Source organism: Halomarinibacterium sedimenti, assembly GCF_019312585.1.
Taxonomy (GTDB): Bacteria; Bacteroidota; Bacteroidia; order Flavobacteriales; family Flavobacteriaceae; genus Halomarinibacterium; species Halomarinibacterium sedimenti.
The window spans coordinates 446,513-473,042 of the sequence record NZ_JAHWDP010000003.1 but is presented as its reverse complement, the minus strand read 5'-3'; the positions used below and the strand labels follow the sequence as shown (position 1 = coordinate 473,042).

The following is a 26,530-nucleotide window of genomic DNA, read 5'->3' as shown; positions in this document are numbered from 1 at the left end:
GCTTAGTTTATGGTTTCACATTCAAAATCAATTTTATCTTTTTTCATTGGGGGACGTTTTTTCCCACCATTGTTATCTTTTTCTGAAAGCATCATCTTAATGAGTTTATTCCTTTCGGCTTTAATGGCTTCTCGTTTTGCTTTATCGGCTTCTAAATCAAAATACACAGCACCTTCAATTAAAGTCTTTTCTGCTTTTGCATATACAGACAAAGGATGATCTGTCCATAGGACCAAATCGGCATCTTTTCCTACTTTTATGCTTCCTGTACGATTGTCTAAATGGAGTAATTTGGCTGGGTTAATGGTTACCATGTTCCACGCTTCTTCTTCGGTCATTCCACCGTATTTAATCGTCTTTGCAGCTTCCTGATTTAATCGTCGAGACATTTCATCATCATCACTGTTAATAGCAGTAGTGACTCCTGCATTGGTCATAATGGCCGCATTGTATGGAATGGCATCATTTACTTCATATTTGTACGCCCACCAATCACTAAAAGTAGAACCACCCACGCCGTGTGCGGCCATTTTATCTGCTACTTTATAACCTTCCAAAATGTGCGTAAAGGTATTCACTTTAAATCCGAATTTTTCCGCAACCTTCATCAACATATTGATTTCGCTTTGTACGTAGCTATGACAACTAATGAAGCGTTCACCGTTTAAAATTTCGGCTAATACTTCCATTTCTTCATCGTAACGATAAGGTTTTCCGCTTTTCTTTGAGGCGTCGTATTCTTTGGCACGATTAAAATAGTTTACATACAATTGTTCCACACCCATACGTGTTTGTGGGAATCGTCCATAACTTTGCCAGTTACTTTGTTTTACGTTTTCACCTAAAGCAAATTTGATAAACTTTGGACTGTTTTTGTAGATTAAGCCATCGGCATCTTCACCCCATTTTAATTTAATAAGGGCAGAACGCCCACCAATGGGATTTGCTGAACCGTGCAAAATTTGCACGCTGGTAACCCCTCCGGCAAGATTTCGGTAGATATTAATATCTTCTGGATTTATAACATCTTCAATTTTTACTTCGGCCGAAGAGTTTTGCCCACCTTCATTGATACTCAAAGCTGCAATGTGCGAATGCTCATCTATAATCCCTGCAGTTAAGTGTTTTCCTGTGGCATCTATCACAACCGCTCCAGCACCGCTGAGGTTTTTACCAATTTTTTCAATTTTACCATTTTTAACCAATACATCAGTATTTTCTAAAACCCCTGCCATTTCACTTGTCCAAACCGTGGCATTTTTGAATAACATATTTTGTGATTGCGGTTTTGTTGTAAAACCATAGCCCACATTAGGATAGGTGAGAGGTACCAATTCTGGGGTTTTGCTGTCTTCTTTTTTATCGTCTTTGTCATCAGCTTTTGCTTCACCGGTCCTAACGGCAGTAAACGATGTTTCTGCCCCATTTGGAAGCACCAATCGGCCACTGAAACCCATTCCTGAATTCGTTATGAGTGCCGTGGCTCTATGTAACTCCTCATTTTCATCTTCAAAAGAAAAAGTCACCCAATTATTTTCGTAAGAAATTTTTGAAGTTCTTTTAAGGGTGTCTTGCTTAACCTCAATTTTTGGTTTTGAAATCTCTCCAGAAAGAGTCATTTCATAATTTTTACCTCCTGCCGAAAGCGAATACACACCACGAATATCTTTAGTGTCTTTATCGTTTATCACGTGTTTTTTTCCTTGCACCCAGTTTTCGTAAAGGGTGGTTTCTTTATCGAAAATATCTCCCGAAGTAATTAAGAAATTCGCCCATTTTCCAGATTCCAATGTTCCTAACGAGTTGCTTTGTCCTAGTAACGAAGCAGGAACCGTGGTTAGCGCTTCTAATGCCTTCGTTTTGTTAAAACCATACTCAATAGCCTTTTGAAGGTTTTTAGAAAATTCTGAAACTTTATCTAATTCATGAGTTGTTAAAGCGAAGGTAATTCCGTTTTCTGAAAGGACTTTTAGGTTTTGTGGCGCCTGATTCCATTCACGCATATCTTCTAAAGAGATGTACTTTGCATAATAGGGATCACTTACATCGTAGGCAGATGGAAAGTTAATAGGAATTACATATTTAGCATTTGTCTTTTTGATGCTTTCAATACTTTCATATTCATCGCCACCCCCCACAATGACATAATTGATGTTAAACTGATCTCCAATTTTATCGGCTCTTACATCGTTTCCTTTGTCTCCCGCTTCAAAAAAGGAGATGAGGTTTTTATTTTCTATCATCGCTTCCAAAGAGCGATCTTTTGTTTTACTATTCCCTTTGGCATACCAGTCCATATCGCTATATACTTGTCGGAGTAATGCCATAGAACCCATAAGGGAGCCAGGATAGGATTGATTACTGGATACGCTTTTTGAAAAGGAATAGAATTGTCCCGATTGATCATTTAAAATTCGGGTTGCATCACCAGATTCATCATTTAGTGCCACCAAAACTCCTGTACCACGAGCAATACCATCCATAAGATGGGTATTTACAATTCCAAAGCCAAGTTTCCGTAGTTCTTCGGCGTCTTTACTTTCATATTTAAACTTATCGATTCCTTTGTTTTCGGGCATAATATGATCGTTCCAATAAAAACCTTCGCGCGTAGCATCGTACTGAGGGGATCTTCCACCTCCTTGGCGTTTAGGTTTTTCAATTCCGAAACCCGAATAACTATCAATAAAAGAAGGGTATACATACTTACCTTGTAAATCGATAGTAATACTGTTTTTTGGGATGTTCACATTGCTTCCCGAAGCAACTACCTTTCCGTTTTGAATAAGTAGCGTTCCATTTTTAATGATCTGCGAAGGAGTGACATAAAGTGTTGCATTAGTAAGTGCAACATAATTATTGTTTTCTTCTTTAACACCGTCATTTTTGGGAAAATAATCTTGGGCATTTGCCATTCCAATAAATAGGAAAAGCAAAGCGAGAATAAACGTTTTTTTCATTAGAAATTAAGTTGGTTAATTTACTTTTTAAATATAGTAATGTTGATTCGTTTAATTGGAAAATTCTTCTGGTTTAACAAGATGTTAAGAGAATTACATGGGTTTATCTTCAAAATAATTTACAACCAGCGCCACCATATAGCTGTAGCTCTCAATTCCTTTACTCTGGTTATTGGCTTTTAAGAATTGGTCCCAAAAGGCTTTGGATAAATTTTCAAACGGGTTTTTGTAGGACAACCAAAACTCACGCATTTCGCGATAGCTTTCTAAAATTCCAAAGTTTACTGTGGGTAACATAGTTTCATAGGCAGCCATATCTCTTCTGGCAAGTTCATTAAGACAATACCGCAAAGCAAAAATATAGCCTGTATATCGTATGTAAGGATCTTCATTATGAAGGGTAGCCAAAGTGGCAATAAAATTAGCCTCGTTCTCTGCTGCAAAACCAATTTGGTGTGCTTGCTCATGACACGCCACAACTGGAAATTTGTAACTTTTAATCAAATTATTAACCTGTGCTTCCCCTGTTAAAGGGTTGTAATACCCACTATACCCCATATAGGTTAAACCTAAACTCCATCCACTTTTTTTAATACTGGTGGGGGAATAAGCAAGGTTAGGATACTCTTTTTCTAGATTTTGATAACCGTTTTTTGATTTTTCAAAAATTTCATTTTGCGTGTAAGGCAAATCAATTTTTACACTGTCTTTGTAGCCTAAAGAGCGATGAATTTCATTGCTTTTTTGGATAAGTCGTTGTGTGGTCGTGATGAGCTGTTGGGTGGTATAATCATTTTCTAACTGAAGTGTTTGGTGAAGGGCAGGGCGCAAATAATTAAGTCCCCAAACCAAATTAAAAACAGCATATACAATGGAAAGTGTAGCTGCTATATCTACAAAAAACCAAACGGGTTCTTTAATAAGTCTTTTATAGTTCTTTAGTAGCCAGCGTATCATCAATACGATAAATAATAAGTAAAAAACATCCCCCATGGAAAATGGGATCCATCCAAAAATATATCGTAAAAGGCCCGAAATGTAAGGGTAAATACCTTGGCTGTAGTATGTTTCTATAAACTCTGGAAAACCGCGTAGAATGCGCAAAATAATATATTGAACCACTAATAATGAGGCTAAAATTAGACGTGTTCTTTTTTGCATTTTCAAACTTACAAAGAATTCTTTAACCTATAATTTTATGAATGCAGAATTAAAAGTACTTTTGAAAAGTTTAAAAAACAAACCTATGAACGAAGAAATACGAAATCTTGAACCCAAAGAAGTTTGGAACCATTTTGCCGATTTGAATGTAGTACCCCGTGCCTCTAAAAAAGAGGAAAGAGTCATTCAATTTATGAAAGATTTTGGCGCAAAACTTAACCTTGAAACCATTGAAGATGAAGTGGGTAATGTCATTATTAGAAAGCCTGCTACCAAAGGAATGGAAGATAGAAAACCCATTGTGATGCAATCGCATCTCGACATGGTACATCAAAAAAATAATGATACCAATTTCGATTTTGATACCCAAGGTATTGAAATGTTTGTGGATGGGGATTGGGTAAGAGCGAAAGGAACTACTTTAGGAGCAGACAACGGATTGGGAGTGGCCACTATTATGGCAATATTAGCAAGTAATGAAATTGCACATCCAGCATTGGAAGCATTGTTTACCATAGATGAAGAAACTGGAATGACCGGTGCTATGGGCTTAAAAGGAGGAATACTAAAAGGAGAAATTTTATTAAACCTAGACACCGAAGAAGATGACGAAATAGGTGTGGGTTGTGCCGGAGGAGTGGATGTAACAGCAAAAGGAACTTATTCACAGGAGAGTCCAAATGCCAATGCTGTAGGATGTAAAATCACTTTAAAAGGCCTACAAGGAGGGCACAGTGGAATGGATATTCATAAGGGATTAGGGAATGCCAATAAATTAATGAATAGAATTCTCTACGCTACAAAAGATTATATTCAAATTTCCGAAATTAAAGGCGGAAGCCTTCGTAATGCAATTCCTAGGGAAAGTGAAGTCTGGGTTGCTGTTTCTCAGAAAAACTTTAAGAATTTTGAAACGGTTTTTAATACTATTAAACAAGATATCACAACCGAATTTGTTCAATTAGAACCAACCATTTCTATTTCTATTGAAAAAACATCTCAGCCAAGCAAGGTTATGAGTTTGGAAGATCAATCCAAATTTATTAATACCGTTTATGGAATTCGCAATGGTGTTTTTAGAATGAGTCCCGCTATTGAAGGATTGGTGGAAACATCAAACAATTTAGCCAAGATTACGTTAGCTAATGGTAGTATTGAAATAGAATGTTTAACACGCTCTTCGGTAGAATCCTCAAAGCAAGATTTAGCGCAGACTTTAAAAGCTGTTTTTAACCTCGCAGGGTACGATGTAACTTTTTCTGGTGCCTATCCTGGTTGGGCACCTAATATGGAAAGTCCTATTTTAAAAGTAATGGATGCACTCTACGAAAAATTGAATGGCGATAAGGCTCATGTTGCTGCCTGTCATGCTGGGTTAGAATGTGGTATTTTAGGTCAAAACTATCCTGGGATGGATATGATTTCCTTTGGACCTACAATAAAAGGAGCACACTCTCCAGATGAGAGAGCTAGCATATCTTCAACACAAAAGTTTTGGGATTTTGTAAAAGAAATTTTAAAAGAAATTCCGAAAAATAAACTATAAAAAAAGCCGCTTTATTAGCGGCTTTTTTAATTATAAATCAGATTTACTGCTTCTCTACAATTTCAACAAGTTCCAGTTCAAAAATTAATCCTGTGTCTGGTGCTACAATCACTTCACCCGTTCTAGGATCTCTTAAACCTTGAGCGCCATACGCTAAATGAGATGGTATAAATATAGTAGCTTTATCTCCAACACTCAATAATAGTAATCCTTCCTTAAATCCAGGAATAAGTTGCGCATCTTTACTGTATTGTGCAAGAGTTGGTCCATATTGGCCTGAATCAACTCTTCTATGATCTACTGCATCATATTTTTCTGCAATTTCTTGGGAACTTGTGTCTAATAGTCTTCCGTCTTCAAAGTAACCATTATAGTTCATTTTAATCATACTACCTTCCGCGGGTTTCATTGCTTTGCTTCTGTGATTCCAGTAAACTTGTAATCCTGAAGGTAGTGTTTCTGCTTGTGCTTTAAGAGCTTCTAGTTCCTTTACCGTGTTCGCGGCTACTTCCATCATTTTTGCTTCTTTTTCTTTTTGGATAGCTTCTATTTTTGCCATTTCAGCATTAAAAGAAGGAGCGGTAACACCTTTGTTGATAATATTTACTTGCTCAATGATAACAGGGTTTACTGGTTTGTCCCCTGGTTTTTTAGTTTCCACAGCTCCAATGGAGTCAACAACTTCTTGCCCAATTACTATTTCACCAAACACCGTGTGTTTTCCATCTAACCAAGGTGTTTCTTTCAATGTGATAAAAAATTGACTTCCGTTAGTTCCAGGACCAGAATTAGCCATAGAAAGAATTCCTTTTTTACTATGCGTTAAACTATCGACAAACTCGTCTGGAAATCTATAGCCTGGATTTCCACTGCCATCTCCTTTTGGGTCTCCTCCTTGAATCATAAAATCTTTTATAATACGGTGGAACGTTAATCCGTTAAAGAAAGGTTTTCCTTTATAGGTCGAATCTGTTAGCGGGTGTTTTCCTTCAGCTAATTCAATAAAATTGGCTACGGTAAGCGGTGTTTCTTCGTAAAATTTGGCAACAAAAGTTCCTTTGTTGGTTACAAATTCTGCATATAAACCTTTCTCAAGATTTGGATATTTAGATTTACAAGAAGTAAGGGTAGTGGTAGCTAATACCAATAATATTAATAATTTTTTCATTGTATTTAATTGTTTTCTGTTGAATTTATTGATTTTAAAGTTACTGTGCTTTGCACGGGAACATTGGTTCCTAATTTGTTTTCAATGCCGTAATATCCGTAGGCTTTATGAGAAGGAAATAGAAAGGTAATGGTTTCGCCTGCCTTCATTAATTTTATACCGTCTCTAATGCCGGAGATAAGTGCTTGATTGGTTTGGTCTACTTTATATTTTTGAATTCCGTTTTCGGTTTCAGAAAGAATGGTTTCTCCGTCTAGGTGTTTAATATCGTATGTAAAAGTAACGTCGTCGCCTAATTCTGCAAGTTGGGTAGAAATGGTGTCCTGCACATTATAATAATACCAAAAACCACTCTCTGAAGCGATATAGTCTATGGTATCTTCTTTTTCCATATAGGTAGCAATGAGAGCTTCCTCCTCTTCAATTAGCTTTTTATTTCGCTCTACCGATTCTTTTATAAAAGAACCTGAAGCCGATTTTATCGGGCGTCGAGCTTCTGGGCTTTTGCATGCTATTACCGACAGTAATATGCTTATTATTAATAAATTACGAAACATGATTTAGGGCGTTTTTGTAATGGGGCAATATACTAATAAATTCAGACACTGTTTCAGTTAATGTTGCATCACTTTTTCCTCCTGCGGCGTTAGTATGTCCGCCACCTTTATAATGGCTTCGGGCAAATTCATTTACCGAAAAAGTTCCTTTACTTCTAAAAGAAATTTTGGTGATACTTTCTTGTTTATTTTCAATAAAAATGACGGCAAAAATGATTCCTTCAATAGATAAGGGATAATTTACAAAACCTTCGGTATCTCCCTTTTTAAAATTGTGATCGTCCAATTCCTTTTGTGAAAGTGTAATATAGGCCGTATTATATTCTGAAAGAATTGTCATATTATTTAATGCCACACCCAAAAGTTTCATCCTATCAGGACTATTGGTATCATAAATATTTTGATGAATCTCACTGTTATTCGCGCCACACTCTATTAAATGAGCAATCACTCTATGGGTTGTTGCTGAAGTGGCTGGAAAGCGAAACGAACCTGTGTCCGTCATTATTCCTGCATATAAATTGGTGGCAATTTCTGGAGTGATTTCGTTTTTACCTTGTAATTTTTCAATAAAATGATAGACCATTTCACATGTAGAACTCATCGTTACATCACTATAAGTTGCTACAGCATAATCATCGGGTTGTTGATGATGATCGATCATAATAAATTTAGCTTCAGCTTGTTCCAAAACTTCGCCAAGACCACCTGTTCTATTTAAAGCGTTGAAGTCTAAAGTAAAAATAACTTCAGCGTTTTCAATAACTGTGGTTACTTCTTCGAGGTGCTTTTCAAAATTAATAATAGTATCACAACCTGGAAGCCACTTCAAGAAATCGGGAAAATCATTGGGCATCACCACCGTCACATTAAATCCTCTGTTTTTTAAAAAGTGAAAAAGGCCCAAACATGAGCCCACCGCATCACCATCGGGGTTTTTGTGGCCAACAATAGCAATTTGCTTTGATTTTTGCAGTACTTCTATAACCGTTTTAAGGGTTTCTTCTTTCATAGCTTGCGAAGATACAATTTAATGCGAGATTGCTAAGATAGTGCCTAAAATGTAATGATTGTATTAAAGAATGGTTAAGGACTTGTTTTTGCTTCTGAAAAGGTTATTTTTGCACAAAATTTTGAAACATACTCATGAGAACAGACAGAACATTTACGATGTTAAAGCCCGATAGCGTTGAAAAAGGTAACATTGGGCCCATTTTAGAAAAAATAACTTCGGCAGGTTTTAGAATCGCTGCTATGAAGCTTACCCAAATGACAACTGCAGATGCGCAGGCTTTTTACGCAGTACACAAAGAGCGTCCATTCTTTGGTGAATTAGTGGAATATATGACTCGCGGGCCAATCGTTGCTGCTGTGTTAGAAAAAGACAATGCTGTTGAAGATTTCCGTACGCTAATTGGAGCTACCAATCCAGCGGAAGCTGCAGAAGGAACCATCCGTAAATTATACGCTGCTTCTATTGGTGAAAATGCCGTTCACGGAAGTGATAGTGATGAAAATGCTGAGATTGAAAGTCAGTTTCACTTTGCTGGAAGAGAGATTTTCTAATAAAATTTATTCCAAAACATAAAAAAAGCCACTCATCGAGTGGCTTTTTATCGTAATACTAATTTCTTGACAAGTTCTTTGCCAAGGGCTTCATTGAGCAGTGTAATTATCTTTTCCTTTCCATAGGTTAACTCTTCACGCAATACCGAAGAACTTAATTGCACATACAACGTATCTCTTTCCAATAAAACTTGGGTAGTATATTTTGAAATGGCATTTCCCATGACTTGATGCCAAGCCTCTTCCACAGAGATTTTATTCAAACCTTTTTCTAATTTACTAGACGCAATAAAATCTTTAAGGATATCTCCTAACGAACTATGTTCTCCTACTCTTTTTGCCATAATTTTAAAATAGGCTATAATTTAAACATTTTATAGCTCTGGTGTACTTTTTTAATTACATTTTCGGTCCTTTCGGCATGAGTGTCTGTAATAAATAACTGCCCAAAGTTTTCATTATCTACCAAAGTAATAATTTGTGCTACGCGTTCCTCATCTAGTTTATCAAAAATATCGTCCAAAAGTAGGATAGGATTCACATTACTTTGCTGTTTTATAAAATCGAATTGAGCCAACTTTAAGGCTATTAGGAACGATTTTTGCTGTCCTTGAGAGCCAAATTTTTTAATAGGATGCCCTTCAATTTCAAAATGTAAATCATCTTTATGGATTCCCACCGTTGTGTATTGCATCCCTCTATCTTTTGAGATGTTTGAGACCAATTGGGATTTTAAATCACCCTCTTGTAGGTGGCTTGTGTACACTAAATCGACACTTTCATTGCCGTTACTAATGGATTGATGTCTTTTTAAGAATATAGGCTGAAAGTCTTTTATAAAAGCCGTTCTTTTTTCAAAAATTTCACTTCCAAACGTATGCAATTGATCATTATAAATGTCAAGTGTATCTTGATTATATGTATTATTAACCGCAAAGTATTTTAAAAGCGAATTGCGTTGCACCAATACTTTGTTATAGTTAATTAAGGCTTTTAAATAATTGGCATCGCTCTGTGAAATAACACCGTCCATAAACTTTCGACGAGTATCACTGCCTTCCATAATTAAATCTCTATCACTTGGTGAAATAATTACCAATGGCAAGAACCCAATATGGTCACTAAATTTTTCGTAGGCTTTTCCGTTGCGCTTAATGATTTTTTTTTGTCCTTTTTTAGCACTCACAACTACTTTTTCTTCTAACTCTTGTTTCTCGTAAATTCCTTCAATAACAAAAAATTCTTCCCCGTGTTTTATATTTTGAAGGGTAATAGGATTAAAGTAACTTTTTCCGAAGGATAGATGATAAATTGCATCAAGTGCATTGGTCTTTCCAACACCATTTAGCCCTACAAAGCAATTAATTTTTGGGTCAAGGTCGAATGTTTGTGATTCGAAATTTTTATAGTTGAGTAAGGATAATTTTTGTAAAATCATCTATATAAATAAGTTAGCTATTTTTTTAATGCTATGGTTGCTATTTTGAAGTAGCATAATTCCTTGTCCGCAAAATATTGATTTTTCCCTTTTTAATTGTAATAAATATTATATTTTTGCCCCTCAATAATTCAATATTATGGCAACCTACAAGAAAAGAGGCTATAAGCCAAAAACTAAGGCTGAAAAGGAATCTCAAATAGAACAAGAAAGTACTACGGCAGAGGTATTTAATACCTTAGATGAAACAGCTTCAAAAACGGAAGCTTGGGTAGAGAAAAATCAAAAAATTATTTTTGGTTTGGTAGCTGTAGTTGCTATTGGAGTATTAGGCTACATTTCGTATCAAAAATTTATTGTTGAGCCTAATCAGGCCGAAGCGGTTAGCGAAATTTACCAAGCCAACTCCTATTATGAGCGAGCCTTAAATTCTCCAACTGAAAAAGATTCGTTGTACAATTTAGCACTTAACGGAAATGCTGGAAAGTATGGTTTAATTGATATCGTTGATAAATACAGTGGTACTCCAACAGGAAATATTGCTCGTTATCAAGCAGGGATGGCTTATTTAAACACCAATAAGTATCAGGAAGCAATTAACTATTTAGACAAGTTTAAAACAGACGATCCATTATTAGGACCGCTTGCTAAAGGAGGAATTGCAGATGCTTTTGTACAGTTAAATCAGCCAGAAGAAGCATACAAATATTACAAAGAGGCTATTAAGCTGAGCGATAACGAAATGACCTCTCCGCGTTTCTTATTAAAAGCTGGAATTACAGCTTTAAACTTAGGAAAGGCAAATGAAGCTTACGATTTCTTTAATAGAATAACGGAAGAATACCCAGATGCTCCAGAAGCAGCTCAAGCTAAAATCTACAAGGGTCAAGCCGAAGGAATGAAAAAATAAAGATGGCAACATCCAATAAAAATTTATCTACTTACGATAAAGCTACAATCCCAAATGCGAAGAACTTTCGGTTTGGGATTGTTGTTTCAGAATGGAACGAACAAATTACCCAAGGCATGTTTCAAGGGGCGTTCGATGCTATTCTAGACTGTGGCGGAATCAAAGAAAATATCGTTCGTTGGAATGTTCCTGGGAGCTTCGAACTTATTTATGGTTGTAAAAAAATGACCGAAAGCTTCGATATGCTTGATGCCGTTATTGCTATAGGGAGTGTGATTCAAGGAGAAACCAAACATTTCGATTTTGTTTGCGATGCAGTTTCTCAAGGCATAAAAGACCTAAACCTACAACAGGATATTCCGGTTATCTTTTGTGTGCTTACCGATAATACCCTTCAACAAGCCATTGATAGAAGTGGAGGAAAACACGGTAATAAAGGTACAGAAGCGGCCATTGCCGCCATAAAAATGGCACAACTTCGGAAAGACGCTAAATTTTAAATCTTTTCCCCTTCTTTGTTAACAATTTTTAAGAGAGGCTTCACGGCATTGTTTTTGATTTTACCTAACTTTGAAAACAATTCTGTTATGATAAAGTTCACACTCATAAAAAAATTAAAAACGAACAATCGTTTTAACTACACCCCTCGATATTACAAGGGAAAGGAAGAAGCAGACCCAAAAGATTTTACAACCAAAATGGATATGTACAACGAGACATATAATAAAAACGATTTTGGGGGTCAATGGAGAGAGGCTCGTCTTGAAAAACGAAACAGAAATAATGTAGAGTTTAACAAAACGGTGCTCATTATTGCTGCTGTTTTGGTTTTCATTTTTTTGTGGATTATAGATTTTGACTTAACCATTTTTACCTAAACGCGTTAAATGCCTGATATTATCCAGTTATTGCCAGATCATGTGGCTAACCAAATTGCCGCAGGAGAAGTAGTACAACGACCTGCTTCGGTGGTAAAAGAATTACTGGAAAATGCCATCGATGCTGGAGCTACGGAGGTTACGTTAGTTTTAAAAGATGCAGGAAAAACATTGGTGCAAGTTATTGATAATGGGATTGGAATGAGTGCCACCGATGCGCGTCTTTGTTTTGAGCGCCACGCTACTTCAAAAATAAAAAGTGCCGAAGATTTATTCAATTTACACACCAAAGGTTTTCGTGGAGAGGCATTGGCATCGATTGCTGCGATTGCGCACGTCGAGTTAAAAACAAAGACAGATACTGCCGAGATGGGTGTTAAAATTGCCATTGAAGGCAGTGAAGTAACGTCACAAGAGATGGTGGTGATTCCAAAAGGAACAACCATTTCAGTTAAAAACCTTTTTTACAATATTCCCGCACGGCGTAATTTCCTTAAGAGTAATCCTGTGGAAACGCGACACATTATTGACGAATTTCATCGGGTAGCTTTGGCGCATCCGCAAGTTGGTTTTGAAATGATTCACAATGGGAGTAATGTATTTAGTCTTCCTGGAACGAAGTTGAGACAACGTATTGTTAATATCTTCGGAAGTAAAACGAATGAAAAACTTGTCCCTGTTGCTGAAGAAACAGATATTGTAAAAGTAAACGGATTTGTATTAAAGCCCGAGTTTGCACGAAAGAGCAGGGGAGAACAATTCTTTTTTGTGAATGACCGATTTATAAAAAGCCCGTACTTGCATCACGCGGTGGCTTCGGCATTTGAAGGATTAATTAAAACTGAAAATCATCCCGGATATTTTCTTTATTTGGAGGTAGATCCACATGCCATCGATATTAATATTCATCCCACCAAAACCGAAATTAAGTTTGAAGACGAACATGCAATTTATGCCATGTTACGCTCCACCATTAAACATAGTTTAGGGCAGTTTAGTATTGCGCCAGTACTCGATTTTAATAGAGATGCCGGATTCGATACGCCTTATGAGTATTCAAAAAAATCCCCTAAGGTACCTACCATAGAGGTAGATAAAAACTTTAATCCTTTTCAGAAAGAACCCAAACAAGGGAATATCTCCTTTCCGTTTAAAAGGGAGAAATCTCCAGCTTGGGAATCATTATATGTTGGTTTGGAAGATGAAGAAAGCTCGAATGACAATTCCTTTTCTCTAGAAAACATTGAAATGGAGAGTGAAGAGGTAACAGGTAGTTTATTTGAAGGGCAGCATCAAGAAAATGGAAAGGTTACGTTTCAAATACAGAATAAATACATTGTAAGCTCCATAAAAAGCGGACTTATAGTCATCCATCAAAACTTAGCCCATCAACGAATATTATACGAAGAATTGCTGAAAAACATTACGTTGCACCAAGCGGTAAGTCAGCAATTATTGTTTCCTATTTCCTTTCAGTTTTCAAAATCGAAAGTAGCCATGTTGCAGTCGTTGAAGGAACAACTAGAGGATACCGGTTTTGTATTTTCAGAAATAAAAGAAGAATTAGTGGAAATTAGTGGCGTTCCCTCGGGTGTTCTGGAAAGTAGTGTAGAAGAAATTTTACAGCAATTAATTGCCGATATCGAAACCGAAGTGCCTGAAGCAGGGTATAGTCAGAATGATTTAATGGCAAAGTCATTGGCTAAGAGTATGGCGATTAAAACAGGGGTCTCACTTTCTATGGAAGCACAAGAACATATTATCCATCAACTTTTTGCTTGCAAAGAGCCTAGTGTATCGCCTAATAATAGACCCGTTTTTGTCACGATGGGAATTAACGACTTTGATAAAAAATTTATGTAATGGGAAGAATCACCGAAACAGTTAAAGTCTTAATCATTTGCAATGTGCTGTTTTTTGCTGGGACATTACTCTCTGGAGAAATAGTATATCGTCTTTTCTCGCTTTATTATTTTGAAAATCCCAATTTTCAGGTTTGGCAACCCGTAACGCATATGTTTATGCACGGAGGATTCATGCATATACTTTTTAATATGTATGCTTTATGGGCCTTTGGTTCTCCATTGGAAGAACGCTGGGGTAGAAATAAGTTTTTGTTCTTTTACTTTTCGGCGGGATTGGGTGCTGCTTTAATTCATTCTTTAGTTTCCTATTACGAAGTTCATTCTGTGATGGCAGAATTGCTTAATGGAGGATGGAGTCAAGCTGAAATTCAAAATTTCCTTATAAATGGTAAAGGGGGTAGTGAGAGTATTTTAGCTACAGTTTCCCGAGAAAGTATCGATAGTCTATATGCGGCATTTAATACTCCTGCAGTTGGAGCTTCTGGAGCTATTTACGGAGTCTTGGTAGCCTTTGGGATGATGTATCCCAATGTAGGGCTAATGCTTATCTTTTTCCCAGTACCCGTTAAAGCAAAGTATTTTATTCCTGGATTAATTCTATTGGATTTATTTAGTGGACTCACAGGTTTCTCATTATTTGGGCAAAATATCGCCAACTGGGCACACCTTGGGGGTGCTTTATTTGGTTTTCTTATGGCATACTATTGGAAGAAAAATAGTTTTAATGATCATCGTTGGAATTAAATGGCACAGGGAAGCATCGCATATCAATTTAAAACCGCAGACATTATTACCAAACTCATCGCTATTAATGTGATTGTGTTTTTGGTGGTGACCATTGTAGCTGCTTTGTTTCAAATAGATGCATTTAGCCTAATTGCTTGGTTTGTTTTACCAGAGTCCATTGGAAGTTTTATCACTCAACCTTGGTCGCTAATTACCTATAATTTTATTCATCTAGGTTTTTTGCATATTCTCTTTAATATGCTCTGGTTGTATTTTTTTGGAAGGTATATTACCAACTTATTTTCAGCAAAAAGGTTTTTAACCATTTATTTGCTTGGTGGAATTGTAGGCGGATTACTTTTTATGATATCCTATAATGTTTTTCCTGCTTTTGCTTCTGCTAATGGCGTTTTGTACGGTGCTTCCGCAGCGGTAATGGCATTGATGGGTTTTTCGGCTACTTACACACCCAACGCACCTATTAGGATTTTTACAATTAATCTAAAACTATGGCATATTGCTGTGTTTTTTGTGCTTTGGGATTTAATCAGTCTTTCAAGTTTGAACAACGCTGGAGGAATATTAGCCCATCTTGGCGGAGCCCTTTTTGGTTACATTTATGCGCGCCAATTGCTTAAAGGAAAGGATATTGGAAGTTGGTTTGAAAAACTTATGGATAGTTTAGCCAACCTCTTTAAACCTAGGGAGAAAAAGCCATTTAAAAAAGTACATAGAAATCGTGCAACACAATCCAGTTCCAAACGTTCTATGAACAAAGAAACCAAAAGTGATCATCAAAAAAAAGTAGATCTAATTTTGGATAAAATTGGTAAAAGTGGCTACGAAAGCCTTACCAAAGAGGAAAAAGATTTCTTGTTTAAAGCAGGGAAAGAAGACTAACCAAATTTACGACATTGTTTAAGACTCAATTTTTGGGGAAATTGCTTTATGGGCTCAACATTTTTGCCGCGTTGTTGCTTTTTATTTCTTTTGTTTTACCCTTTTTGCCCCCAAAATCCTTCCCTACACTCTCTGTATTAAGTTTAGCAGTGTCTCCTTTAATACTAGTAAATCTTCTATTCGCAGTGTATTGGCTTATCCGTTTAAAAAAACGATTCTGGTTTTCGGCTACGGTAGTGGTGGTAGCTTATTTTTTATTTAATGCTTTTTTTGAAATTTCTTCGGAAGGTGATGCTTCAGAATACTCACATACCCTAAAAGTGCTAAGTTATAATGTTCGTCTTTTTAATGCTTATGAAAAAAATCCGAATGAAGCCGAAGTGAAACAATCTATTGCAAGCCTATTAAAAGATGAAACTCCCGATGTGGTTTGTATTCAGGAGTATTATTTACCAAATACGGCGGACTTTTCACAATTTCCATATCATTACATTCATTTTAAAGACAGCACCCACAAGTTAGGTCACGCTATTTTTTCTAAGCATCCTATTGTTCACAAAGGGGCTTTTGATTTTGATAAAACGTATAACAATTCATTATTTGTAGATGTTGTTGTAAAAGGCGATACCATACGTGTATATAATTTGCACTTACAGTCGTTGGGTATATTGCCTACCGTGGATTTCATTCAGCAAAAAGGAACCGAAACAATAAAGAAAAAAATATCTGAAACCTTTGTGCAGCAAGAAAATCAGGTGGCTTCCATTATTGCTCATAAAGAGAAGGCTCCTCATCCTGTGATTCTAGCAGGTGATTTTAACAATACGGCATTTTCTTACATTTATAAGCGTTTGAAGAATGGTATGAATGATGCTTTTCAAGAACGGGGAAATGGCTTAGGAACAAGCTTCTATTTTAATAAATATCCCTTGCGAATTGATTTTATTTTAGCATCTGAAGAATTGGAGATTTTAGACTTTACGAATAGAAAAGAATCTTTTTCAGATCATTATCCCATCATTTCCACCATAGCTTGGTAGCTAGAATACTATTTTTTGTTCTTCGAGATAGTGAAGTGTATTTGGACCTTCATTAAAAAGTACATCTAATACGGAAAGATTAGGAAGAAATCCGTGATTTTCCTGTAGCACTTGATTGTATTTTGATAATGTATATTGAGGTTCTTTCTTTGCTACGGCTAGATGTCTTAAGTCTTTTTCTGAAGGTGTTTTTACATATTCTGAAGTTAGTGAATAGGGAGTTTCCATTCCTATTAGGTCACTAAGAATTTCGAATATTTTTAAGTTGAAATCTAATAGAAGTTCTACAGGTTCTTCAAAGAGAGGAGCTAAATCATCTTCATAAAATTCGAAAAAGGGAGACGTGCGATACGCGGTTTGTAACGATTTCCAGTGTTGAGATTGCCACGGAAAACTATTTTCAACCTGGACGTCTTTGGTTTTTTGTCTTTCCCCATTTTTAGAATGCTTGATGGGAACATTCAGTGTAAGCTTCCCATTGGAGTGCGCTATGTACGCTCTATTTCTATAGGTTTGTTTTTGGTAATTGTCTTCTACTTCAAACACGATCTTATCTGCTTGAGCCATGGCAACCATTTGTACAATACTTGGGAAATAGGTTGGATGAAGCAATATCATTTTATAACTCCTTATGATAAAGATTTAGCTTTCTTTCTTTTTCTGAAAAAGCTAAAAATATACCATCCCGCTACCAAAATTAAAAAGTACTTCAAGTAGGAAACGGGTTCTCCACTTCCTCCAACAGTTGTGAACATACGTTCCCAACGAATATTTTTAGGGAAGGATTTGTATTTATCACTACTAAACCAAACAAATACAGGCTTACCTACCACATGGTTAAAGGGCACATACCCCCACGATCTAGCGTCTTGGGAATTATCGCGATTGTCTCCCATCATCCAGTAATAATCCATTTTAAAGGTATATTGACTTAAAGGTTCGCCATTTAAAAGTACTTGTGTGCCCGCTTGCGAAATTTTATTATCAATGCCTATTTCACTTCCTTCGTACACTTCAATTATTCTTTGGTAATAGGGAATGCTTTCTGGAGTGATATCTACGGTTACCCCGGCCTTCGGAATATAGATAGGTCCAAAATTACTATTGTTAAAAGATGTGGAAGAACTATATGGAAATATTTCAGGGTCTCTAAATGTATTTGGAAGTAAATATCTTTCTACACTAGTTATCCCCGGGTAGTTTTTGAGTTGCTCGGCTGCCGCCTCAGTTAATGTGACTCTGTGTGTAAAAAGTTGTTCCTCTTGGTTAATGTCCATCAAACCAATTTCCGTTATGTTGTAGCGTTCGTGCAGTACTTTTGAGGGGAAATTAGTGTACCTTCCATTTTGAGTGGCAACCAAAGCATTTTTTGAAATCACTTTATACGCAAATTGAATCTTGGCTCTATCGGGTAATTCGTTTTGTTTTCCATTAATAAAAACATAACCATCTCTCACTTCAAGAGAATCTCCGGGAATTCCAACACAACGCTTGACGTAATTCGATTTTTTATCAATTGGTTTTTGAACGCTTCCTTTCATAAAACCTGGTCTAATATCAACTAAGGTATCCACAGGCCAATTAAACACAACAATATCGTTTCGCTTTATATCCTGAAACCCAGGAATCCTAAAATAGGGAATTTGAGGCTTGCTGAAGTACGATTTATTCTTCACTAATGGAAGACTATCATGGACCATGGGTAAGGCTACCGCAGTCATAGGTGTTCTTGCACCATAATGAAACTTACTCACAAAAAGATAATCCCCAACCAGTAATGTTTTCTCTAATGAAGAAGAAGGAATAGTAAAGGGTTGCATAAAATACGTATGTACAATCGTTGCTGCAACCACGGCAAACAAAATAGAGCTTACCCATTCTCCCGATGAGGATTTTGGTTTTAAATCACGGTCTTCAATATAACTTAACTTTTGAGTATAATTGAGATAGAAAATATACAACCCACAAGTAACTAAAACTAAAATAGTGTCTTTTGGTTTATTAAAACCGAAACTTCTAATGGTCTCGACCCAAGTTACCGGAAACATAATCAAGTTAACAATGGGTACAAAAAGCAATAGTACCCACCACCACGGGCGATTTATAATTTTCATTAAAACTACACCATTGTGGACAGGAACAGCGGCTTCCCAAGGTTTACGTCCAGCGGCAACATAGAGTTTCCAAGTGCCTAAAAAATGGATGACTTGGATTATGAGAAAAAATAAAAACCAACCTAATAATGTCATAATTTATATTTTTGAGAGTGTATTAACACCCTTCCTTTTCGTTTTATTTCAAATTTAGAACATCCTTCATATTATACACCCCTTTTTTCCCAATGAGCCACTCGGCGGCTAAGATGGCTCCTAAAGCAAATCCATCGCGGCTATGGGCTTCATGCCTAATGCTTAGGGTGTCAATGTTTGAACGATATTCAACCGTATGTGTTCCTTTTACATCGCCTTCACGAAGCGCTGTAATATTTAGTTTTTTTGAATCTTTTGAATCTAATTCCCAAGCATCCAATTCTGAATGCCGAATAATTCCATCTGCAAGCGAAATGGCTGTTCCACTGGGAGCATCTTTCTTTTGGGTATGATGAATTTCTTCAATGGAAGGGATATACTCTTTCCAAGGCTGCATTAGCTGTGCTAGGTAGCCATTTAAATTAAAGAATAGATTTACACCCACACTAAAGTTCGACGCGTAGATAAAACTTCCGTTACACTTTTCACAAATCTTTAGAACTTCATTGTAACGTTTAATCCAACCGGTTGTTCCGCTCACTACAGGGATGTTATTTTGGAAACAAAATGAGATATTTTCTACGGCAGCTTCGGCAATGGTAAATTCTATGGCTACATCGGCTTCTTTTAAATTACCTTCCGAAGCATTTTGAGTCGATTTAAAAACTACCTCATGACCTTTTTCCATCGCTAATCTTTCGATGGTTTTCCCCATTTTTCCGTAACCAAGCAGAGCTATTTTCATTTTAAATTAAAAGTTAAGGTAAGACCATAATTGGGAACCGTGTTAATAGGGTCCATTTCCACCTTGGGCTGCAGTGTTAAGTCTTCGCTTATATTGTATTGCTTTAAATGGGCATCAACATTAGCATCAATAATATTTAAAAGATAAAATCCTATAGAAACAACGATGCTGATATCTCTATTTCTACTCGCGGTTTCCTGTGCGTCAATAAGTCGGTCTGTTGAGATTCCTTGAAATTCATCATCTTCAAAACCAGCGAGTCGTCGTTTATAAGCATCTCGAAAGCGGTTATAGTCATTGGTATTTTGAACATAGAAATAGATTCCAGTACCTATCCCAGCATAGATAATGGGAATTTTCCAATATTTTTTGTTGTAAGCTTGTCCCAATCCAGGCAATACTGCCGAATAAAAAGCAGCTTGAGCAGGCGCTAATGGGTCATAATCTTCTTTAGGTGCTAAGCTATCTATAACGACTAAGACTTTTTCTTCTTTTACTGAAAGACTATCAGATTGTGCAAATAGGGAAAGACTTCCTAAAAAAAATAAGATATGGAAAAGCTTATTTCTCACTTTTTATGAGGTTCAAAATGCGTTGAAAATCGGCTTCACTTTTAAAAGGAACTACGATTTGCCCTTTTCCATTTTGTGATGCTTTTATAGAAACTTTTGCGTCTAATAGATCGGTCAATTCTCTACTGCCTTTATTAGCGAAATGAGGAATTTCTTTTTTTGTAGAAGTACCTTTGGATTCAGGATTTTTGTAATTTCTAACTAAGGCTTCCGTTTCACGTACCGAAAGCGATTGACTCACCACTTTTTCATAAATATCCAGTTGATCGTTGGTATCTTCAATATTTATTAAGGCTCTACCGTGTCCCATAGAGATAAATCCATCTCGCATTCCTGTTTGGATAATGGGATCTAATTTTAATAATCGAAGATAGTTAGTTACTGTTGAGCGATTTTTACCCACGCGATCACTTAATTCTTCCTGAGTTACTTCAATTTCTTCAATTAATCGCTGATAGGAAAGCGCTATTTCTATAGGGTCGAGGTCTTGTCGCTGAATATTTTCCACCAAAGCCATTTCCAGTGACTCCTGATCATTAGCAATTCGGATATACGAGGGAATGGTTTCTAGGCCAATGAGTTTAGAAGCACGAAAACGACGTTCTCCACTAACCAATTGGTATTTATTAAAATCAATTTTACGAACTGTTATTGGCTGAATAACGCCTAATTCTTTGATAGAGGAAGCTAACTCACGAAGCGTTTCTTCATTAAAACTTGTGCGAGGCTGAAAGGGGTTTACTTCAATAGAAGACAATTCCAATTCAACAATATTACCTACTACTTTATCTGCGTTTTTATCATCCACAGACTTAATGTCGTTATTGGGATCTTTCAGTAAAGCTGAAAGTCCACGTCCTAAAGCCTGCTTTTTTGTTGCTTTCGCCATAAATCCTTATCCGTTTTTCTCAATTAATTCTTGTGCCAAACTTAAGTAATTATTGGCACCTTTACTACCCGCATCGTAACTTATAATGCTTTCTCCATAACTTGGGGCTTCACTTAAACGCACATTTCGTTGGATGATTGTTTTAAAAACCATTTCATCGAAGTGCTTTTTCACTTCTTCCACTACTTGATTGGACAATCGCAAACGAGAATCGTACATCGTTAGCAGTAATCCTTCAATATCAAGATTTTCATTGTGTATTTTCTGAACACTTTTAATGGTATTTAATAGCTTTCCTAGCCCCTCTAAGGCAAAGTATTCACATTGAATAGGGATTAACACCGAATCAGCTGCAGTTAAAGCATTGAGTGTTAAAAGACCTAATGAGGGCGCACAATCGATAAGGATAAAGTCGTAATCTGACTTTAAATCGATAATTGCCTTTTTTAGCATCGATTCGCGATTTTCTTGGTCCACCAGTTCAATTTCGATGGCTACCAAATCAATGTGTGCAGGAATAATATCTAAGTTGGGTGAAGCCGTAGAGATAATGGCTTTTTTTGCTGAAACCGTATGCTCAAGCAGTTGGTAGGTACCAATTTCAACACTTTCCACATCAATCCCTAGTCCAGAGGTCGCATTAGCCTGTGGATCTGCATCAATAAGAAGTACTTTTTTTTCTAAAACACCTAAGGAAGCCGCTAGATTTACTGACGTTGTTGTTTTTCCAACGCCTCCTTTTTGATTGGCAATAGCAATTATTTTACCCATTAATTTTCCTACAAATTATAAAGGTTAAAAATACGATTAATTATGGGCTTTGAAAGCTAATTTTGTTAACAGGGTGTGAACAATTTATTTATTCTTTTTGGCTTTAATCATTGCCCCTATATTTCCGCCCAAAACCCCAAAATGATTGCTTCACAAATTATTCATTTTGTGCTTTTGGCCACCCACGAATGATTTAAAACGCTTCTTTTATCTTTTATCATAGTTTTTGGTTGCCGCCAAATACTTAAAAATAACTAGTATTCAGTTTAGTCATTTTTAAGTATTTGCCACCCACGATGGTTTCAATGAAAATTTAGTTACTCTTTTTGGCTTTAATCATAGCTTCCAACATGTCCCACATTTCTTTGGGGATATCTTCCAGTAAATTAAATTGTCCAGCACCTTTAAGCCATTCACCACCATCAATGGTAATCACTTCTCCATTTACATATGCCGAAAAATCGGAAACCAAATATGCAGCCAAATTCGCTAATTCTTGATGGTCCCCCACACGTTTTAAAGGTACTTTTTTAGCTAAATCAAATTTTTCTTTTAAATCCCCAGGTAGTAATCTATCCCAGGCCCCTTTGGTGGGGAAAGGACCAGGAGCAATGGCATTAAAGCGCATTCCGTATTTTGCCCATTCTACTGCCAATGAGCGTGTCATAGCCAACACACCAGCTTTTGCAGTAGCACTTGGCACTACATACGACGAACCCGTCCAAGCGTAGGTCGTTACAATATTCAACACTACTTTATTAGTTTCTTTTTGGTCAATCCAATGCTTTCCAAATGCCAAAGTGCAGTTTTTGGTTCCTTTCAATACAATATCAATAATAGTATCAAATGCATTACTGGAAAGTCGCTCGGTTGGAGAAATAAAATTTCCTGCGGCATTATTTAATAGGACATCCACTTTTCCAAAAGCATCCACAGAGGCCTTTACCATGGCTTCCACTTCGTCATAATTTCTAACATCACATTGAACAGATAATACTTTTCCACCAGTTGATGCTTCCATTTCGGCAGCAACCGTTTGCAACTTTTCAAGATTTCTGGAGGTGATAACGATATTCGCACCCAACTCTAAAAAGTAAGTTGCCATGGCTTTTCCTAAACCGCTTCCGCCTCCAGTGACTACAATAGTTTTTCCTTTTAGCGCATTATCGCGCAACATTTTTTGTTTTAAATTCATGGATTGTTATTTGAAGTATAAAAATACAATTTACATAAAGAATCGCTTTACCCATTAAGGTTTATTTATCATTTTAAATACACTGTTTTAAACCAAATTTTAAATAGGGGATCCAAAAACGCAATCTGTTGATGAAAAGTATCTATAATTTCTTTCTGAATGAGTGCCTCTTTCGACCGATTGACACTTGCCGAAGAAGAAAGATGGTACTTGTCAATCGTTTTTTTACTGCTTAGTTTTTCTTCGTTATACGCAATGGCCTTTAAAAGATTAAGCTGTAGGTTAGAAAGCCCGTCCAGCTCTCTACTAAAGATAAGGTCGTATTGGTTGAGTAGATTTTTTAACCCCATTTCAATTTCAGTTTCACTGCATTTGTCTGTAGTGCAAATCCAAACCGAATTCGCTAATTGCTGCACAAAATAGGGGTGATTATCTACTAGGCTGGCAATTTTTGAAGCATACTTTGCCGAAATACTTTTACCCGTTTTTTTGAAGCGTTTTACTATGTATTTGCACCAATGTGTGTTGTCTATTTTTGAAAGGAATAAAATTTCACCAAACTTGTAAAAAGGCATCGATTTCTTTTCAAAAATCTCTGTCATCATGTGTTGTTTGCTTCCGTAGATAGCGTAGGAGCAATGTTGGTGTGTTTGCCAGCTGGCACGTAATTTTTTCTGAAAGCCCAACGAATCGTTAAAGTGTGATATATTCTGAAATTCAACCAAACAAATTATAATATGGATTCCTTTTTCTTTTGAAATAACTTCTGGTAAATCGAGAATTTCCTGCGGATGCTTTTGAACCTCTTCCCAATCTAGCGATACTGAAAATTCTTGTGTGGGATCTACTCCAAAGCTGAACTTTGGAATAAGATGTTTAAAAAACACCTTCGCTTTTTCGAGTCGCTCCTCCCATTTAGAATAGGAGGCTTTTAGTACTTCCGAAGCAAAATATTCATAAAATTCTCTTTCGTTTCGGGTTTTAAATAAATCGATAAAGCAAAACTTGATTTTTGGATTTTTCTTTTCAAGATCATGGGCAATCTTAAAAAACAAAGAAGATTTTCCCCATCTTCTGGGTGAAATAAGCGTTACGTTGATTTTTGATGTGAGCAGCGACGATATTTGGGCAATCTCTTCGGTTCTGTTCACAAAGAAATCTTCAGTAACGAGTTTACCATATTTAAACGGAAGATTATTTTCCATATCACAAATATAGTAACAATGTTGTAAGTAACAAAATAGTAAGTAACAATATTGTTACCTAGTCTGTAGAATCTATCAGGATTTGAAGAATTTCAATAGCGGCTTCACTGATTTTGGTGCCAGGGCCATAAACGGCAACCGCTCCGGCATCAAATAAATATTGGTAATCCTGTGGCGGAATTACACCGCCAACAATCACCATGATATCTTCTCGTCCGTATTTCTTTAATTCTTCAATGACCTGTGGTACCAATGTTTTATGACCTGCCGCCAGAGAAGAAACGCCTAAAATATGTACGTCATTTTCCATGGCTTGCTTGGCCGCTTCAGCTGGGGTTTGAAAAAGCGGTCCAATATCCACATCAAAGCCTACATCGGCATAACCAGTGGCAACTACTTTAGCACCCCGGTCGTGACCATCTTGCCCCATTTTGGCAATCATAATACGGGGACGACGCCCTTCCAGTTCGGCAAATTGGTCTGCCATCTGTCGTGCTTTTTCAAAACTTGGATCTTTCTTTATTTCTTTACTGTACACGCCACTAAAGGATTTGATTTGTGCTTTATACCTTCCAAAGACTTTTTCCAAAGCATCACTAATTTCACCAAGTGTTGCTCGTTCTCTGGCTGCTTCTACTGCTAAAGCTAATAAATTTCCTTCACCTGTTTTAGCACATTGAGTTAATTTTGAAAGTGCTTCCGTTACTTTTTCTGAATTTCTTTCCGCTTTAATACGCTTTATCCGTTCAATTTGTCCTTTTCTAACTTTCTGATTGTCTACGTCTAAAATTTGTAGCGGGTCTTCTTTTTCTAATCGATATTTGTTAACGCCCACAATAATGTCCTGTCCGCTATCGATTCGAGCTTGCTTTCTAGCGGCTGCTTCTTCGATGCGAAGTTTTGGGATGCCAGCTTCAATAGCTTTGGTCATGCCGCCTAATGCTTCCACTTCTTCAATAAGCTGCCACGCTTTTTCAGCAATATCATGGGTGAGTTTTTCAACATAAAAACTTCCAGCCCAAGGGTCGACAGTTCTAGTGATTTGCGTTTCTTGTTGAAGATAAATTTGAGTATTTCTTGCTATTCTGGCAGAGAAATCGGTTGGGAGTGCAATGGCTTCGTCTAAGGCATTTGTGTGTAAGGATTGGGTTCCGCCAAAAACGGCAGCCGCTGCTTCAATACAGGTTCTAGAAACATTATTGAAAGGGTCTTGTTCGGTTAAACTCCATCCGCTGGTTTGGCAATGAGTCCGTAGTGCGAGTGATTTTTCATTATTAGGGTGGAATTGTTTAACAATTTTTGCCCAAAGCATTCTTGCGGCACGCATTTTTGCTATTTCCATAAAATGATTCATCCCAATGGCCCAAAAGAAAGAGAGGCGAGGGGCAAAGCTATCAATGCTCATTCCAGCATCGATTCCAGTACGTATGTATTCGAGTCCGTCGGCGAGGGTATAGGCCAATTCAATATCACAGGTAGCTCCGGCTTCCTGCATATGGTATCCCGAAATTGAAATGGAATTAAACTTGGGCATATGCCTACTGGTATATTTAAAAATATCACCTATAATTTTCATAGAAGGAGTGGGAGGGTAGATGTAGGTATTTCGCACCATAAACTCCTTTAAAATGTCATTTTGAATGGTTCCAGCTAAAGCCTCTGGATTAACTCCTTGTTCTTCAGCAGCGACAATATAAAAAGCCATGATAGGTAACACCGCACCATTCATCGTCATTGAAACACTCATTTTGTCCAGTGGAATTTGGTCGAACAAAATTTTCATATCCTCCACACTATCAATGGCAACACCAGCTTTTCCTACATCCCCAACAACGCGTTCATGGTCACTGTCGTAACCGCGATGCGTAGCTAAATCAAAGGCAACAGATAGTCCTTTTTGTCCTGCGGCAAGATTTCTTCGGTAAAAAGCGTTGCTATCCTCGGCAGTAGAAAATCCTGCGTACTGGCGAATGGTCCAAGGCTTTTGAACATACATTGTACTGTAAGGACCACGTAAATTAGGCGCAATACCAGCAGCGAAGTTGAGATGATTTAAAGAGGCAATATCACCTTCAGAATAGGTTGATTTTACCGAAATACCTTCAGCAGTTTCCATTTCTGAATTGGGATATTTTTTTTCAGGAATGGACTTCTTTATAGTAATATGTTGGAGATTTTTTCTATTCATG

At 36.8% G+C, this 26,530-nt stretch carries 25 protein-coding genes; 9 read left to right on the top strand and 16 right to left on the bottom strand.

The window, feature by feature from the left end:
• Window positions 1-2: 2 nt before the first annotated feature.
• Window positions 3-2,960, bottom strand: a complete 2,958-nt coding sequence (locus tag KXJ69_RS09460; RefSeq protein ID WP_219052844.1) for an amidohydrolase family protein — start codon at window positions 2,958-2,960, stop codon at window positions 3-5.
• 93 nt (window positions 2,961-3,053) lie between these two features.
• Window positions 3,054-4,121, bottom strand: coding sequence for a DUF3810 domain-containing protein (locus KXJ69_RS09455; RefSeq protein WP_219052843.1), 1,068 nt, complete (start codon window positions 4,119-4,121; stop codon window positions 3,054-3,056).
• A gap of 85 nt (window positions 4,122-4,206) precedes the next feature.
• Between KXJ69_RS09455 and KXJ69_RS09450 the strand changes: the two genes are divergently transcribed.
• Window positions 4,207-5,667 (top strand): aminoacyl-histidine dipeptidase, encoded by a 1,461-nt coding sequence (locus KXJ69_RS09450; RefSeq protein WP_219052961.1) that lies wholly within the window; start codon window positions 4,207-4,209, stop codon window positions 5,665-5,667.
• 43 nt (window positions 5,668-5,710) lie between these two features.
• On the opposite strand, the gene KXJ69_RS09445 is transcribed toward KXJ69_RS09450, so the two are convergent.
• The 3 genes from KXJ69_RS09445 to KXJ69_RS09435 are packed head-to-tail and all read right to left on the bottom strand — an operon-like array spanning window position 5,711 to window position 8,404.
• Window positions 5,711-6,835 carry a peptidylprolyl isomerase gene (locus KXJ69_RS09445; RefSeq protein ID WP_219052842.1) on the bottom strand — a complete coding sequence of 375 codons (1,125 nt, stop codon included), beginning with the start codon at window positions 6,833-6,835 and terminating at the stop codon, window positions 5,711-5,713.
• A 5-nt stretch (window positions 6,836-6,840) separates the two neighbouring features.
• Window positions 6,841-7,392 carry a gliding motility-associated peptidyl-prolyl isomerase GldI gene (gene gldI / locus KXJ69_RS09440; RefSeq protein ID WP_219052841.1) on the bottom strand — a complete coding sequence of 184 codons (552 nt, stop codon included), beginning with the start codon at window positions 7,390-7,392 and terminating at the stop codon, window positions 6,841-6,843.
• The gene (locus KXJ69_RS09435) at window positions 7,382-8,404 is read right to left on the bottom strand and encodes a DHH family phosphoesterase (RefSeq protein ID WP_219052840.1); all 1,023 of its coding nucleotides are present in this window, start codon (window positions 8,402-8,404) and stop codon (window positions 7,382-7,384) included. Before KXJ69_RS09435 ends, gldI begins: the two co-directional genes overlap by 11 nt.
• A gap of 134 nt (window positions 8,405-8,538) precedes the next feature.
• Here KXJ69_RS09435 and KXJ69_RS09430 point away from each other — a divergent pair, with 134 nt between their 5' ends.
• Window positions 8,539-8,958, top strand: a complete 420-nt coding sequence (locus tag KXJ69_RS09430; protein WP_219052839.1) for a nucleoside-diphosphate kinase — start codon at window positions 8,539-8,541, stop codon at window positions 8,956-8,958.
• A gap of 47 nt (window positions 8,959-9,005) precedes the next feature.
• Here the strand turns inward: KXJ69_RS09430 and KXJ69_RS09425 are convergent, their stop codons facing one another.
• Entirely contained in the window at window positions 9,006-9,302 is a 297-nt protein-coding gene (locus KXJ69_RS09425) for a DciA family protein (protein WP_219052838.1), read from the bottom strand.
• 14 nt (window positions 9,303-9,316) lie between these two features.
• Window positions 9,317-10,396 carry a DNA replication/repair protein RecF gene (recF, locus tag KXJ69_RS09420; protein WP_219052837.1) on the bottom strand — a complete coding sequence of 360 codons (1,080 nt, stop codon included), beginning with the start codon at window positions 10,394-10,396 and terminating at the stop codon, window positions 9,317-9,319.
• A 139-nt stretch (window positions 10,397-10,535) separates the two neighbouring features.
• On the opposite strand from recF, the gene KXJ69_RS09415 reads away from it, so the two are divergent.
• From KXJ69_RS09415 to KXJ69_RS09385, 7 genes are all read left to right on the top strand, one after another.
• Window positions 10,536-11,306, top strand: coding sequence for a tetratricopeptide repeat protein (locus KXJ69_RS09415; protein ID WP_219052836.1), 771 nt, complete (start codon window positions 10,536-10,538; stop codon window positions 11,304-11,306).
• 2 nt (window positions 11,307-11,308) lie between these two features.
• A complete protein-coding gene (ribH, locus tag KXJ69_RS09410) occupies window positions 11,309-11,806 on the top strand; it encodes a 6,7-dimethyl-8-ribityllumazine synthase (protein WP_219052835.1) in 498 nt (165 codons plus the stop codon).
• An 87-nt stretch (window positions 11,807-11,893) separates the two neighbouring features.
• Window positions 11,894-12,184, top strand: a complete 291-nt coding sequence (locus KXJ69_RS09405; RefSeq protein ID WP_219052834.1) for a hypothetical protein — start codon at window positions 11,894-11,896, stop codon at window positions 12,182-12,184.
• A 9-nt stretch (window positions 12,185-12,193) separates the two neighbouring features.
• Window positions 12,194-14,047: a DNA mismatch repair endonuclease MutL gene (gene mutL / locus KXJ69_RS09400; RefSeq protein WP_219052833.1), complete on the top strand. Its 1,854-nt coding sequence runs from the start codon at window positions 12,194-12,196 to the stop codon at window positions 14,045-14,047.
• Window positions 14,047-14,793 (top strand): rhomboid family intramembrane serine protease, encoded by a 747-nt coding sequence (locus tag KXJ69_RS09395; RefSeq protein WP_219052832.1) that lies wholly within the window; start codon window positions 14,047-14,049, stop codon window positions 14,791-14,793. Before mutL ends, KXJ69_RS09395 begins: the two co-directional genes overlap by 1 nt.
• Window positions 14,794-15,675, top strand: coding sequence for a rhomboid family protein (locus KXJ69_RS09390; RefSeq protein ID WP_219052831.1), 882 nt, complete (start codon window positions 14,794-14,796; stop codon window positions 15,673-15,675).
• A gap of 32 nt (window positions 15,676-15,707) precedes the next feature.
• Window positions 15,708-16,715 carry an endonuclease/exonuclease/phosphatase family protein gene (locus KXJ69_RS09385; RefSeq protein ID WP_255571302.1) on the top strand — a complete coding sequence of 336 codons (1,008 nt, stop codon included), beginning with the start codon at window positions 15,708-15,710 and terminating at the stop codon, window positions 16,713-16,715.
• Here the strand turns inward: KXJ69_RS09385 and KXJ69_RS09380 are convergent, their stop codons facing one another.
• From KXJ69_RS09380 to scpA, 9 genes are all read right to left on the bottom strand, one after another.
• Window positions 16,716-17,333 carry a WbqC family protein gene (locus KXJ69_RS09380; RefSeq protein ID WP_219052829.1) on the bottom strand — a complete coding sequence of 206 codons (618 nt, stop codon included), beginning with the start codon at window positions 17,331-17,333 and terminating at the stop codon, window positions 16,716-16,718.
• Between the two features lie 11 nt (window positions 17,334-17,344).
• Complete coding sequence (lepB, locus tag KXJ69_RS09375) at window positions 17,345-18,964, bottom strand: signal peptidase I (protein WP_219052828.1); 1,620 nt, start codon at window positions 18,962-18,964, stop codon at window positions 17,345-17,347.
• Between the two features lie 43 nt (window positions 18,965-19,007).
• On the bottom strand, window positions 19,008-19,709 hold the full coding sequence (gene dapB / locus KXJ69_RS09370; protein WP_219052827.1) for a 4-hydroxy-tetrahydrodipicolinate reductase: 702 nt from the start codon (window positions 19,707-19,709) through the stop codon (window positions 19,008-19,010).
• The gene (locus KXJ69_RS09365; protein ID WP_219052826.1) at window positions 19,706-20,281 is read right to left on the bottom strand and encodes a DUF5683 domain-containing protein; all 576 of its coding nucleotides are present in this window, start codon (window positions 20,279-20,281) and stop codon (window positions 19,706-19,708) included. Before KXJ69_RS09365 ends, dapB begins: the two co-directional genes overlap by 4 nt.
• Window positions 20,271-21,170: a ParB/RepB/Spo0J family partition protein gene (locus KXJ69_RS09360; RefSeq protein WP_219052825.1), complete on the bottom strand. Its 900-nt coding sequence runs from the start codon at window positions 21,168-21,170 to the stop codon at window positions 20,271-20,273. The genes KXJ69_RS09365 and KXJ69_RS09360 overlap by 11 nt, the downstream gene beginning before the upstream one ends.
• Before the next feature lie 6 nt (window positions 21,171-21,176).
• A complete protein-coding gene (locus tag KXJ69_RS09355) occupies window positions 21,177-21,941 on the bottom strand; it encodes a ParA family protein (protein WP_219052824.1) in 765 nt (254 codons plus the stop codon).
• A gap of 313 nt (window positions 21,942-22,254) precedes the next feature.
• Window positions 22,255-23,136, bottom strand: a complete 882-nt coding sequence (locus KXJ69_RS09350; protein ID WP_219052823.1) for an SDR family oxidoreductase — start codon at window positions 23,134-23,136, stop codon at window positions 22,255-22,257.
• Window positions 23,137-23,204: 68 nt separating this feature from the next.
• Window positions 23,205-24,341 carry an AAA family ATPase gene (locus tag KXJ69_RS09345; RefSeq protein ID WP_219052822.1) on the bottom strand — a complete coding sequence of 379 codons (1,137 nt, stop codon included), beginning with the start codon at window positions 24,339-24,341 and terminating at the stop codon, window positions 23,205-23,207.
• 58 nt (window positions 24,342-24,399) lie between these two features.
• A complete protein-coding gene (gene scpA, locus KXJ69_RS09340; protein WP_219052821.1) occupies window positions 24,400-26,529 on the bottom strand; it encodes a methylmalonyl-CoA mutase in 2,130 nt (709 codons plus the stop codon).
• Window position 26,530 lies beyond the last annotated feature (1 nt).

Coding starts and splice junctions, on each gene's coding strand:
- KXJ69_RS09345 (WP_219052822.1), bottom strand. CDS start 24,341: ATGGAAAATAATCTTCCGTTTAAATATGGTAAACTCGTTACTGAAGAT.
- recF (WP_219052837.1), bottom strand. CDS start 10,396: ATGATTTTACAAAAATTATCCTTACTCAACTATAAAAATTTCGAATCA.
- dapB (WP_219052827.1), bottom strand. CDS start 19,709: ATGAAAATAGCTCTGCTTGGTTACGGAAAAATGGGGAAAACCATCGAA.
- KXJ69_RS09355 (WP_219052824.1), bottom strand. CDS start 21,941: ATGGGTAAAATAATTGCTATTGCCAATCAAAAAGGAGGCGTTGGAAAA.
- KXJ69_RS09350 (WP_219052823.1), bottom strand. CDS start 23,136: ATGAATTTAAAACAAAAAATGTTGCGCGATAATGCGCTAAAAGGAAAA.
- KXJ69_RS09450 (WP_219052961.1), top strand. CDS start 4,207: ATGAACGAAGAAATACGAAATCTTGAACCCAAAGAAGTTTGGAACCAT.
- KXJ69_RS09435 (WP_219052840.1), bottom strand. CDS start 8,404: ATGAAAGAAGAAACCCTTAAAACGGTTATAGAAGTACTGCAAAAATCA.
- KXJ69_RS09460 (WP_219052844.1), bottom strand. CDS start 2,960: ATGAAAAAAACGTTTATTCTCGCTTTGCTTTTCCTATTTATTGGAATG.
- KXJ69_RS09360 (WP_219052825.1), bottom strand. CDS start 21,170: ATGGCGAAAGCAACAAAAAAGCAGGCTTTAGGACGTGGACTTTCAGCT.
- KXJ69_RS09395 (WP_219052832.1), top strand. CDS start 14,047: ATGGGAAGAATCACCGAAACAGTTAAAGTCTTAATCATTTGCAATGTG.
- KXJ69_RS09430 (WP_219052839.1), top strand. CDS start 8,539: ATGAGAACAGACAGAACATTTACGATGTTAAAGCCCGATAGCGTTGAA.
- gldI (WP_219052841.1), bottom strand. CDS start 7,392: ATGTTTCGTAATTTATTAATAATAAGCATATTACTGTCGGTAATAGCA.
- scpA (WP_219052821.1), bottom strand. CDS start 26,529: ATGAATAGAAAAAATCTCCAACATATTACTATAAAGAAGTCCATTCCT.
- KXJ69_RS09415 (WP_219052836.1), top strand. CDS start 10,536: ATGGCAACCTACAAGAAAAGAGGCTATAAGCCAAAAACTAAGGCTGAA.
- ribH (WP_219052835.1), top strand. CDS start 11,309: ATGGCAACATCCAATAAAAATTTATCTACTTACGATAAAGCTACAATC.
- KXJ69_RS09445 (WP_219052842.1), bottom strand. CDS start 6,835: ATGAAAAAATTATTAATATTATTGGTATTAGCTACCACTACCCTTACT.
- mutL (WP_219052833.1), top strand. CDS start 12,194: ATGCCTGATATTATCCAGTTATTGCCAGATCATGTGGCTAACCAAATT.
- KXJ69_RS09405 (WP_219052834.1), top strand. CDS start 11,894: ATGATAAAGTTCACACTCATAAAAAAATTAAAAACGAACAATCGTTTT.
- KXJ69_RS09390 (WP_219052831.1), top strand. CDS start 14,794: ATGGCACAGGGAAGCATCGCATATCAATTTAAAACCGCAGACATTATT.
- KXJ69_RS09425 (WP_219052838.1), bottom strand. CDS start 9,302: ATGGCAAAAAGAGTAGGAGAACATAGTTCGTTAGGAGATATCCTTAAA.
- KXJ69_RS09380 (WP_219052829.1), bottom strand. CDS start 17,333: ATGATATTGCTTCATCCAACCTATTTCCCAAGTATTGTACAAATGGTT.
- lepB (WP_219052828.1), bottom strand. CDS start 18,964: ATGACATTATTAGGTTGGTTTTTATTTTTTCTCATAATCCAAGTCATC.
- KXJ69_RS09455 (WP_219052843.1), bottom strand. CDS start 4,121: ATGCAAAAAAGAACACGTCTAATTTTAGCCTCATTATTAGTGGTTCAA.